The organism is Bradyrhizobium sp. USDA 4502 (assembly GCF_054063355.1).
The window spans coordinates 785311-799419 of record NZ_JBSSGF010000001.1; the positions used below are offsets into that span (position 1 = coordinate 785311).

The following is a 14109-nucleotide window of genomic DNA, read 5'->3' on the forward strand; positions in this document are numbered from 1 at the left end:
CCACGGTGTTGGGCTTGGTATCGCCGACTTTTCCTCGTCGAGTTCAGCGGTGAGGAATCAGACGTCGTGGCTGCGCTTGGCGATCTGGCGGCTTGCCTGGCGGACAGGAGCCAGATAGCTAAGCGTTCTCAAGTAACCGGTCTTGTGGCATCTTCGACAGCTCGGGCGGTGGTTGCCATTCCGGCGGCATAGGCAGCGCCGGCGCCCAACAGAAGCGCGCAGAAACTGGCAAGCATGGTATAGGCGAGGTGCTTGCGCGCCTCCTCCATTTGAGCTTGCGTTCCCGGCCTGCTCGTCGAGCCGACGGTTTCACGCGCCGGATTGTTCGAATAATATGCGATGCGGGCGTTCGCCGCATAGCTTGGGCCGGCGAGGTTGCCCGCGATGCTGGCAGCCGAAGCAGGTATCATCGCGGCTGCCGCTACTACGATAACGGTCGCAACCGCCCACGCTCCCAAGGCATGTCCGACACGGCCCAAACCGCTCTGATCGGGCGAATTGGCGGCTGCGATGGCGCCGCCGACGAAGGCTGCAATGATGCCCGAAACGGCCCACCAGACGAAGGCAGGCCAGCCAGCGCTGGCAGGCGCGGAGGCGGCCGTCGGAGTATCGATGGCGAGCAGGCCAATGCCGAAGCCGAGCATCGTCAGCAGAATTTGGATGACCAATGAAGCAAACACGCCCGCCAGGACAGGTGACCAGGACCAAGAGAAGAAAGCGTGCGGTACCGCGCGTGTGGCCATGTTTACCTCCTCAAATACGAACTTTGCATTCAAGATCAATTTCCTGCGTAAGTTCCAATCCGTTGGAACCGCGGACCTGTTTGAGGTTTGATGCCTAGAAAGGAGTTGACCATGACATTCGGCAGAGGCGCCCTATTGTGGCTCCTGGGCATCCCGCTTCCAGTCATCCTGTTGCTTGCGCTGTTCTGGCGCTGACGCTCGAGAATTGAGGATTACTGGCTCAGGTATTTATCCGCCGCCGCCAGCACGCTGGTTGCCGCCACCGATTGCTGCCGAGACGCCGTGGTACCCGGCCGTAATAGACGCCGTGGTACCGGCGGCGGTTGACTACGAGCACAAGACAGCGCAGCGCGGGCCAAGCCGCATCTCGGCGGCATCGTAGGTCGCCACTATCCGCGCCCGTCGGGAGTAAACCGTCTCAACCAATTCTCACGTCTGCCACGCACGAGGGATGATCCTTCGTGCCTTTCTGGTCGAACGGGTCCGCCTGGATCGACATATTGAATGCGGGGTAAGGTGATGGGAGCGAGAAGTAATCGCGGCCCTCATCAATGCGCTTCGATCAGGCTGCGGCGATCTTGGCCCGGCCCACGTGTCGCGGTGGCGCGCGGCGTGTTCTCGATGTTCTTTCATGGACGATACCGCCCTTTTCGGCAGATTGTTTCTTTCGCTTCGCTGAATCGTCCCGACATCTTGTGCAGCACGACCGAGATTCTCCAGTCTTCTCCTTACGATTGCGGTTCAGCACGCGGACGCACGTGGCCTCCTTGATGGCTTGATCTGGCCGAGGACCGGCTTCGCCTCGATCGTCTGAGCCGCAACGTCGTTGATGCGACTTTCTTCCCCTGGGCTAGAGCCCATTCCTCGCGAGACAAGAAAGTCGCCACAACGGCGTCCTCCGCTGCGCTCCGGCCCGCGAGGGGTGCGTCGCCGATCGTCCTCGGCCTTTAGATCGCCATCGAGGCCGCGGTGGTCGCGGGCTCGAAACACAACAGGAGAAGTGACATGGCTAACATCGGTTCTTTCAAGAAGGTCGGCAACGATTTCCAGGGCGAGATCGTCACCCTGAGTCTGCAAGCCAAGGGCGTCCGTATCGTCGCCGAGACTAACCGCTCCAACGACAACGCTCCGAGCCACCGCATCTATGTGGGCCGGGCCGAGATCGGGGCCGGCTGGTCCAAGCGCTCCAACGAGGGCCGCGACTATCTGAGCCTCAAGCTCGACGATCCGAGCTTCACCGCCCCGATCTTCGCCAACCTCTTCGCCGACGAGGAAGGTGAGGGTTTCAGCTTGATCTGGTCCCGCCCCAGCCGTCGCAACGGCGACTGACCCGGCCTACACTGCCTCGCCCGGCTCGTCCGGGCGGGGCGCCACGCTCAAACAATCGAGGGCACCTCGTTGGGGTGCCACTGCAAGCAGAGAGGACGTAACAGATGCAACGCCTCCATCATCGACAACGCCATTCGGTCAGCAGGTGAACGCCGGGAACTGAGCGCGGCAACGGTCGGTGGTTATGCAAGGTTTCTTCGGAGTCTTGGGGAGAATCTCGCACGTAATGGGCAATCGATTTCTGGGCTCGATAACGCTTCGCTGGTAGCCCACGCCAATAAATTCGACGACCAGGGTGCCATTGCTGTCTTGCGTTATCTTCGGAAGTATCTTGAACCCGGTGGTACGTTAGGCCGTTCTCAGCGTGCGCGGCGCCCAGGAGAGCAAGGGAGTATTCCCGCCGAAGACCAAGCCCCATCGAGGACGCAGCTCGTAGCAGCAAGCGACCCGCAACGGCCGTTGCGATCTATAGCGGCAGCCTTCGCATATTTTTTGAAGGGCTTGACCGCGAGGGTCACGCAATCGCCCGGCTAGATCACGAGTCACGCATCAAGCGCGCTAAAGAGCTGCGTCCGAACGATAGAAGCCTCTTGACCACGTTGAAGATGATCTATCGGTGCCCTGCACATCTTGTTCAATCGCAAGCTGCAGCGCTTGAGACGATGGTCGGCACAAATAAGAAATCGGCTGACTAGTTTGGAGGACGCATGAATGCTGGATCGATCAGTGCCCTGCAAAACGCGCCGACAATTGAAGCCGCCTCATGATCTCCGCGATCATCGACGATGCGATGGAGCGCCTTCGCACTCGCTTGGAAATGCGGACAAGAGCGATGGATCGCTTTGCACAGCGCAACGTAGACCTCATGCGCCAACCCGCACGAGCCTCATTACGACCATCGCCAAAAGGGCTTGAAGCCAACGTAGCGTCAGGTTGTACAGTATTGATCGTACAAGCGGGGCGACCCCCGGAAGGGACTTGATCGCAAGGAACGGTGTCAATGTCGCGAGTTCTGAGATATGCACGAAATTTTGCTGCTGCGGATGCTCTCCGAAGCGGCTCGTGCCGAATGCGAAGGACGTCAATTGAAGAATTTAAACTGGAACGGGACGTGCATTTGGACACCAATCGGGGCATCATCTTCGCACGATGCGGCGGGCAGGTTCTATCCTGATGTCCCGCATGCTGTTGCGTTCGGGTGCCGCAACTATCTGTCTTGCGCTGTCTTTCGGCTCGTCGTGAGGGCAGGCCCACAAGTGTCTCGGGCTTTCACTGAGCGGGATCGTCGCACGGCTGCGCATTGGCTCCAGGCGTGACTTGCCGGGTGGGGTGAACGAGTTGTTCTGCGGCAGGTACCAGCTGGGCTGGTGGGAGTAATGCTAATGCGTGAACCAGGACGTGCGTGCGGCGACCGTTCTGGTTGTCAAGCCTGGCATCGGCTTTCTGCGCCTCGGTCGAGAGTGCGCTCGAAGATAGTTCTGGCAGCCATGAAGATTCATCTGATCCAAGGAGAGTAGCGTTGGAAGCGAACTATAGCGATCCGAACTATTGGAGCAATTGGTACGCTGAGCAGCATGAGCTGCTGCGTGCGAGGCAGGAGTCGGACGACGCGCCGGCGGACCAAGCCGGGTTTGAGCAGCAGCTGAGCCATCTGCAGCTCAGCTCATCGGAGGAGAGCTCCGCCGAGCCGAGTTCGCCCGACACTCGACCGGCAGAGGTGCATGGAAGCATCCAGCGCATCGGCCTCGGCGGTTCGATGCGGATGGTGCCGCAATCCGACCCACAGGACAATCGGTTCAGCAGTACGCGGCGCAGTGTTGACATTCCTCGCGCTCACTTTGGTGCGGCTGTGCCAGGATCTCCATCCGACTTGGGTGCCGGGGCGTTTGGTAAGGTGCGCGACGCAGCGTCATCGGAATCGAATCCTGCAGCGCGCGCGAAGGATAGCAAAGGGCGTGGACTGCTTTCTCGGGTTAAATCGAGGCTTGGCAAAGTGTTCGGAGGAAATCGCGGTGAAAAGCCGTTGGGCGACATCGCGTCGGATGCAGTCACTTCAGAGCTTCGAATCTACGCCTATAAGCGTGCCCGTGCGTCCGAAGAGGACGCGGCCCTCATTTCCGAGTTCGCGCGCGCAGCCGTAGGAAGTTATGCTTCCAGCACCGTTCAGAGGATGGTTGTGCAGCTGAGCCGGCTCAGCGAGTTCCTCAACCCCAGAAACCTGACGCTGGCCGGTCTGGTTGAAGACCCTGATCAGTTGAACGTCCACGTGGATGAATTTGTGAAGGCAGGGGGCATCAAGCGAGTGCGTGCTGCGTTGGAAGCGCTTCGGAAGTTCCGCGCCGGCGAGTTGTTGCCTCGGCCTCCAGCGCCACCTCCGCCGCCTTCTTGTACCGGAGACGCGCTGCTCATTCACCAGTTCGCTGCAGCAGCCCGAGCGCACGAGGTGCCCAACGAAACCATCAGGCCTCATACGCAGGTTCTTAAGGCCTTTGCTGAGTGGCTTACGGCCAATCAGAAGGCGTCCCTGACTTCTCGGTTTCGAAGCGATGAAATAGCCGAAGACATGATGGCATACTGCGAGGAGAATGACCCCAAGGGCCGCCTCTTTACGGCCCTCAATCATCTCCGAAGGCTTCAGCCCGACGGGGCAGGGTTCGAAACGCTCGGACCTGGGCCCCGCGTCATGGGGCGCCGTACCTTGAGCGCTTATGAGAGTGATGCCGACCTCATTGACGAGGCTACTAACGAGGCCTTGCGTAGGCTTGGACCGGCAGCAACTCCCAAAGAGAGGAAGCCTATCATTGCGATGGCGAGTAATCGGCGCAAGCTTAGTGAGTGGCTGAAAAGAGAGGGCAAGGACAGCATAGCGAGCCGACTCAACGGCAATGAGCAGCAGAAAAAGCAACTGGAGAAAGATATTTCGGAGTTCAAGCGAGCCATTGGCCAACCGTATATTGGCTTGGGTATCAACAAGCTTCGACAGCACCCGGGGGGCGAGCCCCGACCCCGGCTGCATCCTTATGACGACGACGCCGACATCATCGATGGCTTGGTCGAGGAAGAGCAGAGCAAGCTCGGATCCGGGCCCGCTCCCAAGACCATCCGCAATACTGCTTCGGCGCAACGAAGGTTCAGTGATTGGCTGCGAACAACCGGCAGGGAGAGCTTCGCGAGCCGAATCAACGGCGATTTGTATCAGCAACGGTCGTTGGACGAAGATTACCAGGAGTTCACGAAAGCCAATGGGAATATTGGCATTGGCTTCCAGAGGCTTGCGCAGTACGTGCAAGTCGTCGAGGCAAACAGGGCGCTAGGTGTCGCCTTCCCAAGGCAATCAACTCGCGAGCCGCAGCTTGCCGAGGCGAACTCATCGTGGTCGCCGGGGGCGCCGTCCGACTTCGACCCGAGTGAGAGGTCGGCGCCGGAACGCGCGCCAGCTCGGTCGTCAGACATCTACCGCGGTCTTGGCTCTCTGGTTGATCTGTCGTCGATGCCGCATGAGGCACGTGATGATGCTCAGTCTGCGCCGGTATTTAGGGCCGCCGCCAGACCCCCGCTCTTCGCCGGCCAATCAGGCTCGCCAGCTCGGTCGTCAGACATCCACCGCGGTCTTGACTCTTTCGTTGATCTGCCATTGACGCCGCAGGCGGTACGTGATGACGCCCTGTCTGCGCCGGCGGGGAGCGCCGCGGCCAGACCGCGGCTTTCCATTGGGCAATCAGGCGCGCCAGCTCGATCGTCAGACATCTACCGAGGTCTTGAGTCTTTCGTTGATCTGCCGTCCACACCGCGGGAGGTGCGTGACGATGCCCAGTCTGCGCCGGCGGGTAGGGCCGCCGCCAGACCGCCGCTCTTCAGCACGCAATCAGGTGCGCTAGCTCGGTCGTCAGACATCTACCGAGGTCTTGAGTCTTTCGTTGATCTGCCGTCCACACCGCAGGAGGTGCGTGACGATGCCCAGTCTGCGCCGGCGGGTAGGGCCGCCGCCAGACCGCCGCTCTTCAGCGCGCAATCAGGTGCGCCAGCTCGGTCGTCAGACATCTACCGAGGTCTCGAGTCTTTCGTTGATCTGCCGTCCACACCGCAGGAGACGCGTGATGATGCTCAATCGGCACCAGTGCTTAGCCCGGCCGGTAGACCGCCATTCGTCATTGGGCCATCGGGCGAGCCTCGCGAGCTAGAGGATATCGGATATCTGGTCGGCCAGGACTGGCAGCATGGCTCCCAGCCGGTGGCGGATTTCCTGCTCGACGTGCTGGACAACAGAATGCTGTTGCCGAGTCCGTACGTTGTCGCACAGCCGATCGCTATCCACGGTGAAATGTACTCGATCAGGTTGGGCGCGGCAGGGCGCCGCGAGGCTCAATTTATCCATCATCCTCGCCCATTCTCGGCTTTGGATGCTCGGATCGGCGCTTTGGCTACGAGTGCTTCTTCCGGGGACCGCAGCGGACGGGTTCTCGGAGCCAGGCAATGGCTGGGCGACGAGCATATCCAGCGGGACTACGAGCTCCTGGCGCAGCAGTTGCGAGGGAACGATCCAGATCTCGCCGCCCGGACTCGGTTCGTGGATCCTCTCATAGCCTTTCAGGTGGGTCAGGGGACCAACGTCGACGCCCTCCGCGCATTCCATCGCATTGTCAATGATCGGAATGGTAACGATACAGCCGACTTCCTGTTCTTGCCGGTGAATGATGCCAGTGCTACGGACCTCAATCGCCGCGGCTCCCATTGGTCGTTGTTGCTGGTGGATCGCCGCGATCGAGGCCGGTCGGTTGCCTATCACTATGACTCCGCTCTAAGGTACAATGACAGACCCGCAGCAATGCTCGCTGAACGAGTCGGGGCCAATCTGCAAGACGCTCCCATAAGCCAGCAGAGGAATGACTACGACTGCGGCGTCTTCGTGGTTGATGGCACCCGGGCGCTGGTCAGTCGATTGGCCGCAAGTCCGCAGCCAGACCTGAACCTCAAGAACCTCGTCGTCGATCGGCAGGCACTGCAAATCCGTCTGAGCGGCTGAACGCGGCTGGCTGAGGGACGCGCCCGGCGACTCGGCGCGTCCCATGCGGGGCCTTCGGCTGGTAGAGCTGGCTGGACCGGCTCTTGGCGACCTGGCGGACCGTCTGTGGTGAGCTGCGGTATCAGGACGAAGACGACATCGCCTCCGCTTTGCAAATCGGCCGGTCCGCAGTTCGAGATGCGCGCTCTTCAAATCCTGTTGGCAAGCTGGCTGAGAAACAAGTCGATTGGCCGGACCGCGGTAGTCAAGTGGCCTTGACTGCAGGCCGGCTAGACTTTGCCGGATCCGGCACGTTCTTCAACCGACGTCAGCCAGTGCCGGGATTTCTCCGGGAAGACCCTGCCGGGGCGGAGGCGGTTCACGAGGACAACAGTCTGCCGGAATGCTGATTCCGCTCGAAATCGCTCACGATCCCGAAATGAAATCGCCCACCGTTCCGGGATGAAATCGCCCGGGATGAAGCGGCCCCTTCTTTCGGCTTTTGGAAGGAGTGGATCGGATGCCGATGGGGAGGCTTGCGATGGAAGATCAAACTGCACCAGATAGATCGGCACCAAGTCATCGAACAGTCGCTGTGCCTTGGCAAGCGTCTCCCACTTTCGGCTTCTGGATTCTACATCGCCGTTATTGCCCCCGCATGAAACATAGCCAGTCCGTCGTCGATCGTCACGGTGCGGATTGCAATGTCCGTGTCCATGTGCCCAGTTATACGCCTATGTCTTCAATCTCCGTCACTCCGCGCAAGGCGGCCTTCGCCGGACTTCGCCGGAGCGAAACGATTTGTTTTTCCTCACGAACTGATCTGCTGCGGGCAGTTGAAATCGCGCGCTTAGGTCTCCGAGTCGCCGAATGCACCTGCCCGCGACCCTCGCCGGTTATAGCGCCACGCACGGAATCGCCATGATGGCGATGCCTTCACCGATCTGGCAGGCGATATTTGCCGTCGTCGGCGCCGTTGCCGTCAGCATCACGGCGTTTGTTCGCTTCACAGGAATGGCCGCGTCCGGACCTGCTGGGCTATTATTGCTGTGACTGATAGCGTGACATCGATTGCGGCGGGACTGGACAAGGCCTCCAGCGTACTCGCGCTCCTCATCGTCGAAATTGAACGGAGAGTCGTGCGGGCATCCAGGCTCGGCCGATCATCGCAGAGAGACCGGCTTCGTGGCAGTCGTTTTGAAGGCATGGACCAAACGGTGGCGTCTCAAGGATACGGCCGACGACAGGCGTGAGTGAGGCATGCAGCCGAGCTTGATCACAAAAGCCAGATCCGACCGTTGTTGAAGGGAGAGGATGCCTGATCGCCAGTGAACTCACTGCCGGACTCTCGGTGGACTCGAAGATCGCCACGTTCTCCTTGACGTCAGTTCTGTAGGCCGAGCGCACGAAACGGCCTCTTCGATGGATTGATCTGCCCGAAGGGCGGCTGCGCCTCGACCGCCTAAGGCGCAACAGCGGCGTCACAACTTTCTTCCCCTGCCGCCTGCGCCGTCATTCCTCGCGCGAGCCAAGAAAGTTGCTGCTTTGCTGTCAGGCCCCTTCGGGGTGCGCCGTCGATCGCCTCCGGCCTGTCGATCACCATCGAGGCCGCAAGGTGCGGGCTCGGAAAACTTCAGATCAAGGAGAACTACCATGGCGACCATCGGCACCTTCAAGAAGACCGGCAGCAACGAGCTCACCGGCGAAATCGTCACCCTCTCACTCCAGGCCAGGAACGTCCGGATCGTCCCCGAAACCAACCGCGCCGGCGACAACGCACCGAGCCACGGGGTCTATGTCGGCGAGTTGAGATCGGGGCCGGCTGGTCCAAGCGCTCCAACGAGGGCCGCGACTATCTGAGCCTCAAGCTCGACGATCCGAGCTTCACCGCCCCGATCTTCGTCAACCTCTTCGCCGACGAGGAAGGTGAGGGTTTCAGCTTGATCTGGTCCCGCCCCAGCCGTCGCAACGGCGACTGACCCGGCCTACACTGCCTCGCCCGGCTCGTCCGGGCGGGGCATTACCTTGCGCAGGAGCCGGCCGCGCGGCAGCGTCGCACCGCGACCATGCGAGCTTCGCAGGACGGACGCACCGATTCCCTCAAGGAGCTTTAGTCGCAAGTAACCGAGGGCGCGTCGTCGTGCTTGAGGTGTCGCTTTCGGACATTGTAACTCACCAGCCAGATCACGCCGAGCGCGATCGGCACGAAGGCTGCGGTCAGGAACGAGGGCTCTACTCGCAGTCCGACATCATGCGCGCCCTTGGCTAGATAGCTAAACAGGCTGACCACATAATATCCTATCGCCCCGACCGACAATCCTTCGACCGTGCACTGCAGCCGAAGTTGCTGTCTCGCGCGCTCGTTGATAGCCTGCAACAGGTCACGGTTCTGTCGTTCGATTTCGACGTCGACCCGGGTTCGCAACAGATCGGCGGCACGAGAGAGCTTGACCGACAGAGTCGCCTGACGATCCTCCACAGTCGCGCAGGTTCGCATCGCCGGCGCCATGCGGCGCGCCAGAAACGACGACAGGTTGGATAGCCCGAGACATCATTGCCTTCAATGATGGATAGTCGCGATTGGACCAGCTCGTTTTAGGCCCTGCTGGCGCCGAAGCGAAACAGGCTGCCGGTCGCGCCTCTTTCGAAGGATGCGGCCAGCGCCGTCAGCTCGGCAAGCAGATGGTTGTTGAACTGCAGCCCCTCACCGCTTTGCATTTTCTCGAGCGCCTCAACAAGACGGCGGTCGATGCGATCAACAGATGGTGCAAAAGGGCCGCCGACAGCCCAAGCAGCGCCAATGGACGGTAGGTCTCGATTTCCAGGAGCCGTTGCACCAGCGCTCCGAGATCGTGCGACGTCAACCCGAGGTCGCAGACGAGGATTTTCGTGAAGCCTTTTTCGTCTACGCGGAAGTCTGAGGCCGCAACGCCTGCGCCGCTCTTTGTGGCAACCATGGCCAGGCTGTTCTTGTCAAAAATCTGTTCGGCCCGCCTGGTCGGCGAGGCGTCCTGCTCCACTTCTAGCCTGATCGCGACCAGCAACTGCCCGGTCTGACGCAACGCGCGGATCAGCGATCGGACGGTACCATCAACTTTGTCAAATTGGTCTGCGGCAGAACAATTTGCGTTAGTCCAGATCCAGGTGAATGTTGTAAATTCTGAATGCTGCTCCCAGCGTAGCGGGCCCGATGACAATTTGATGAAGTTTCGCCGATTGCTCAGGCGGCGTAAGATTGCGCTCGACGCAAAAATCGATAAAGCGGCAGCGATCGCTTGTGGCCGCCTCGCCCTGTGCAAGAAAAGCGAAGTGGATCACGCTGAAGGGCGAAACAAGGCGCGTGAAAGGGCGCGCGTGCACTTCGCCGAGCACAGCGTCGCGTTGCGGATGTGGCGTGAAGGTTCGTAGGTCCAGTTCATCGATCATGTATTGACGCCTCGCTTCAGGGTGAGCAGGCAACTGTCAGCCTTGACGCGGGAGGCAATGGCGGTGCTGGGAAACGGTTGCGCGCGGCTAGGTTGCTGATCGAGTCATTCGACGATCACTAGAGCGGTTTCCAGTTGAGGTGAATCGGAATAGTCAAAGGGGATTCCCACGGGCACGCAAATCAGATTCGGTGTTGCCCGCGACAACATGCGGGGCATGCGATGGCGAAGGGATACTCCAAGGACCTCAGGGTGCGTGCGGTTGAGCTTGTTGAGTCCGGCGAAAGCGCACGTGAGGCTGCGCGCATTCTCAATCTCGGCGCTTCGACTACGATCCGATGGATGGATCGTTGGAGGAAGACCGGAAACGTTGAGGCCAAGCCCGGCACCGGGCACAGCCGCTCGCCGTTGGAGCAGCACAAGCAGTGGCTGATCGAGCTGATCGCCGCGGAGCCGGACCTGACGCTCGAGGAGATCCGCGCGCGTCTGCGCTCTCAGAGAAAGCAAAAGGCCGGCATCGGTTCGATCTGGCGTTTCTTCGACCGTCACAGCATCACCTTCAAAAAAAACACTGCACGCCGCCGAGCAGGATCGACCTGACGTCGCTGCCGAGCGTGCCGCGCTGAAAGCCGAGCAGCCCAAGCTGCGTGCACCGCGCCTCATCTTTATCGACGAGACTGCGGTCACGACGAAGATGGTCCGGCACTATGGGCGCTCTCCTCGCGGTGAGCGCCTCGTCTCTGGCGTGCCCCATGGTCACTGGAAGACGCTGACGCTTGTCGCCGCGCTGCGCATCGATGGCCTCACGGCGCCCTATGTCATCGACGGTGCAATGGATGGGCCCTCGTTCCTGGCTTATGTCGAGCAAGTCCTGGCGCCGACCTTGCGCAAGGGCGACATCGTCTTCATGGACAACTTGCGCACTCACAAGATCGCCGGTGTCCGCGAGGCGATCGAGGCTGTCGGCGCCCGCGTGCGTTATCTGCCGGCCTACTCGCCCGACCTCAATCCAATCGAACAGGCCTTCTCCCGGTTGAAAGCTGCGCTGCGCAAAGGCGCCACCCGCACGGTCCAAGCCCTGCTCAAACTCATCGGCAAACTCGTCAAGTCGTTTGCGCCGCAGATGTGTGCCAACTACTTTAGGCATGCTGGATACACCAGATGATCCACATCATGTGGAAAATGCTCTAGCGAGGCCGCCTTTAACTCGGGAAAGAGGTCTTGCGGGAGGAAGGTCAGGCCTAGGCAGATTGAGATGAAGCAGCCTCATCCAGCTTTCGAATGACACCATCAACGTATGGTCCGGTGTCTATGGCGAAATGCCGGCATTGTGGCTCAATAGGTGTAGCGGTGCGCCAGCAAGCCGTTCCGCGACCTTGGCGGTGGCGCGCGGCGCCGTCCGACGAATGCCTAGATTTACGTGGACATGGTTGTCTGTCTCCGAATCCCACCGACATCGCCCGCCACCGAAGGGATGCGGCGTGCAAGTGAAGATACGCTGGCCCTCTTCTGAAAGCAGTTTTCCGGTGGCATGACCGATGCCGCGCGAGGTCGTGGCAAGCAGGAACGTCTTCCGTTCTCCCAGCGTGGTGCACACAAGCGACCTCGGGTGCGGCAACCGCATTGTCGATTGACGGATCGAGGCCCAAACTCGACTCCCATCTTGTTGCCATCGCCAAACTTCCTGGCGCAGAGAGCCGGTGCAGGATTTGGGCCAGCACTATAGAACGGGCACTCTCGCGTCTTTTTTACGCAATGTAGCTTTCGAAGACAGTCGGAGGCGGGTTCCAGACATGACGCGCGCTTGTATTCTGACAGAATGCGCACGTGGCACAGGCCATAGGGAATTGCCTGTTTTCGGCAAGATGATCGCTCGCCCGGCCGCTGCCATTGTTTGAGCGGCCACGCTCTCGTTGGATTTGTCGATGCAGAGCCCTGCGAATGACCGCGCCCGGACCCGCGGGGCAAGGCTCGGCGATGGGCTGATAACGTCACGTCGAGTGAGGTTGACTGGATCGCGCAGCTGGAGCGCTCGCCGTCCTCGTCTTTGAAGCGTCACTCAGAGCAGCGCGAGCGTCGCGGCTCGACCGATGTCGCAGGGGGCAGATACGTGGCGATCGTTGTGAGCGATCGACAAATAGCGGCGGATCACAGATACGGCCGACAATAAATGTGAACGGGCCGCGCGGCCGACGCGTAATCACGACGCCAGATCCGACCGTTGTTGAAGGGAGAGGGCGCGTGTCACCATCGAACTCACTTGCCGGCCTCTCGGTGCGGTCGAACTCGCCACATTCTCCTTGACGTCAGTTCTGTAGGCCGAGCGCACCAACGGCCTCTTGATGGAGTGATCTGCCCGAAGGACGGCTGACGCCTCGACCGCCTAAGGCGCAACAGCGGCGTCACAACTTTCTTCCCCTGCCGGCTGCGCCGTCATTCCTCGCGCGAGCCAAGAAAGTTGCTCCTTTGCTGTCAGGCCCCTTCGGGGTGCGCCGTCGATCGCCTCCGGCCTGTCGATCACCATCGAGGCCGCAAGGTGCGGGCTCGGAAAACTTCAGATCAAGGAGAACCACTATGGCGACCATCGGCACCTTCAAGAAGACCGGCAACAACGAGCTCACCGGCGAGATCGTCACCCTCTCGCTCCAGGCCAGGAGCGTCCGGATCGTCCCCGAAACCAACCGCTCCGGCGAGAATGCACCGAGCCACCGGGTCTATGTCGGCCGGGCCGAGATCGGCGCAGCCTGGTCGAAGCGCTCCGAGGAGGGCCGCGACTACCTCTCGCTCAAGCTCGACGATCCCTCCTTCAACGCACCGATCTACGCGAACCTGTTCGACGACGAAGGTGGCGAGGGCTACACGCTGCTGTGGTCGCGGCCGCGCAAGAACGGCGAGTGAGACGCGGATCCTTCAAAGCCCCGCCCAGTCTTGGGCGGGGTTCTTTTTTATGCACGCGCCAGCGAGAATCCCTTCGGCGCTGGATGGGCCACTCGCATGCACGGATCGATCTGGCGCGATGCATTCGCGTCCGGTCGAGCGCAGGTTTCGGCGCGTATGAGTGCCGTGCATCCGACAAGGCTCGTCGGGGCAGAGGCTGGCGATAAAGGAACAGGGCCTTTCGAACGCGGCGGGCCGGACCCAATCAATGGATGTCATGCAGCCTAGAAGGGCGACTTGACCTCTCGTGTTTGTCCGAAAGGCTCCCTGAAGATGGCTTGCGTTTGATATGGACATGCTTGGGCAGTTCGGCGCTGGCCAGTGCCTGTCCGACGCGATCGTTGCTGATGTTGGCGATCTGGCTCAGACCGTCGAGCAGACCAGGCGCCTGAAGGACGCCGGCATAGATGCCAATGCTGACATTGGTATCGCCGGCTTCGACTCTTTGCAGGGTCGAACGGGACGTGAAGGCGCGCTCGGCCACGACGGCCATCGGCAGCCGCCGGCCTCGGCGGGCGTCGTGGATGTCAGCGCCAAGCTTGCGCATGGCTCGTCGAACGGCGGCGGATTATGAGGAGTCGGCATTTGTTATCTTCGTGCTACATATTCGACGATTATGTAGCACGATTACATTTTGGCTTGAGGTGCCCCGCCCCTGCAACAAATGGCGCCA

7 protein-coding genes and 4 pseudogenes are annotated in these 14109 nt (G+C 60.7%); 7 read left to right on the top strand and 4 right to left on the bottom strand.

Annotated elements, in window-relative coordinates; translation table 11 throughout:
- Positions 1–128: 128 nt before the first annotated feature.
- Positions 129–776 (bottom strand): hypothetical protein, encoded by a 648-nt coding sequence (locus ACVW1B_RS03530; protein ID WP_253587712.1) that lies wholly within the window; start codon positions 774–776, stop codon positions 129–131.
- A 972-nt stretch (positions 777–1748) separates the two neighbouring features.
- On the opposite strand from ACVW1B_RS03530, the gene ACVW1B_RS03535 reads away from it, so the two are divergent.
- The 3 genes from ACVW1B_RS03535 to ACVW1B_RS03545 all read left to right on the top strand — a co-directional run bounded on the left by ACVW1B_RS03535 (position 1749) and on the right by ACVW1B_RS03545 (position 7484).
- Positions 1749–2072: a DUF736 domain-containing protein gene (locus ACVW1B_RS03535; protein WP_050421550.1), complete on the top strand. Its 324-nt coding sequence runs from the start codon at positions 1749–1751 to the stop codon at positions 2070–2072.
- 1519 nt (positions 2073–3591) lie between these two features.
- On the top strand, positions 3592–7095 hold the full coding sequence (locus tag ACVW1B_RS03540) for a Ulp1 family isopeptidase (RefSeq protein ID WP_253603348.1): 3504 nt from the start codon (positions 3592–3594) through the stop codon (positions 7093–7095).
- Between the two features lie 83 nt (positions 7096–7178).
- Entirely contained in the window at positions 7179–7484 is a 306-nt protein-coding gene (locus tag ACVW1B_RS03545) for a hypothetical protein (RefSeq protein ID WP_141713586.1), read from the top strand.
- Between the two features lie 139 nt (positions 7485–7623).
- Here the strand turns inward: ACVW1B_RS03545 and ACVW1B_RS03550 are convergent.
- Positions 7624–7798, bottom strand: a pseudogene (locus ACVW1B_RS03550) (aminodeoxychorismate synthase component I); the annotation flags it as partial.
- Positions 7799–7944: 146 nt separating this feature from the next.
- Between ACVW1B_RS03550 and ACVW1B_RS03555 the strand changes: the two are divergent.
- Together ACVW1B_RS03555 and ACVW1B_RS03560 are read left to right on the top strand one after the other, a co-directional pair.
- Entirely contained in the window at positions 7945–8127 is a 183-nt protein-coding gene (locus tag ACVW1B_RS03555) for a hypothetical protein (protein ID WP_069279412.1), read from the top strand.
- A 600-nt stretch (positions 8128–8727) separates the two neighbouring features.
- Positions 8728–9053: pseudogene (locus tag ACVW1B_RS03560) on the top strand (DUF736 domain-containing protein).
- A 131-nt stretch (positions 9054–9184) separates the two neighbouring features.
- On the opposite strand, the pseudogene ACVW1B_RS03565 reads toward ACVW1B_RS03560, so the two are convergent.
- Positions 9185–10500 (bottom strand): annotated as a pseudogene (locus tag ACVW1B_RS03565) (DUF3422 family protein).
- 221 nt (positions 10501–10721) lie between these two features.
- Here ACVW1B_RS03565 and ACVW1B_RS03570 point away from each other — a divergent pair.
- A protein-coding gene (locus ACVW1B_RS03570) for an IS630 family transposase (RefSeq protein WP_141343507.1) occupies positions 10722–11664 on the top strand; the annotation gives its coding sequence in 2 pieces (ribosomal slippage) (positions 10722–11060 and positions 11062–11664; 942 coding nt in all).
- A gap of 1409 nt (positions 11665–13073) precedes the next feature.
- The gene (locus ACVW1B_RS03575) at positions 13074–13397 is read left to right on the top strand and encodes a DUF736 domain-containing protein (RefSeq protein WP_069279415.1); all 324 of its coding nucleotides are present in this window, start codon (positions 13074–13076) and stop codon (positions 13395–13397) included.
- 244 nt (positions 13398–13641) lie between these two features.
- Here ACVW1B_RS03575 and ACVW1B_RS03580 read toward each other — a convergent pair.
- A pseudogene (locus ACVW1B_RS03580) lies at positions 13642–14021 on the bottom strand (hypothetical protein).
- Positions 14022–14109: the final 88 nt, after the last annotated feature.

Coding starts and splice junctions, on each gene's coding strand:
- ACVW1B_RS03535 (WP_050421550.1), top strand. CDS start 1,749: ATGGCTAACATCGGTTCTTTCAAGAAGGTCGGCAACGATTTCCAGGGC.
- ACVW1B_RS03575 (WP_069279415.1), top strand. CDS start 13,074: ATGGCGACCATCGGCACCTTCAAGAAGACCGGCAACAACGAGCTCACC.
- ACVW1B_RS03555 (WP_069279412.1), top strand. CDS start 7,945: ATGCACCTGCCCGCGACCCTCGCCGGTTATAGCGCCACGCACGGAATC.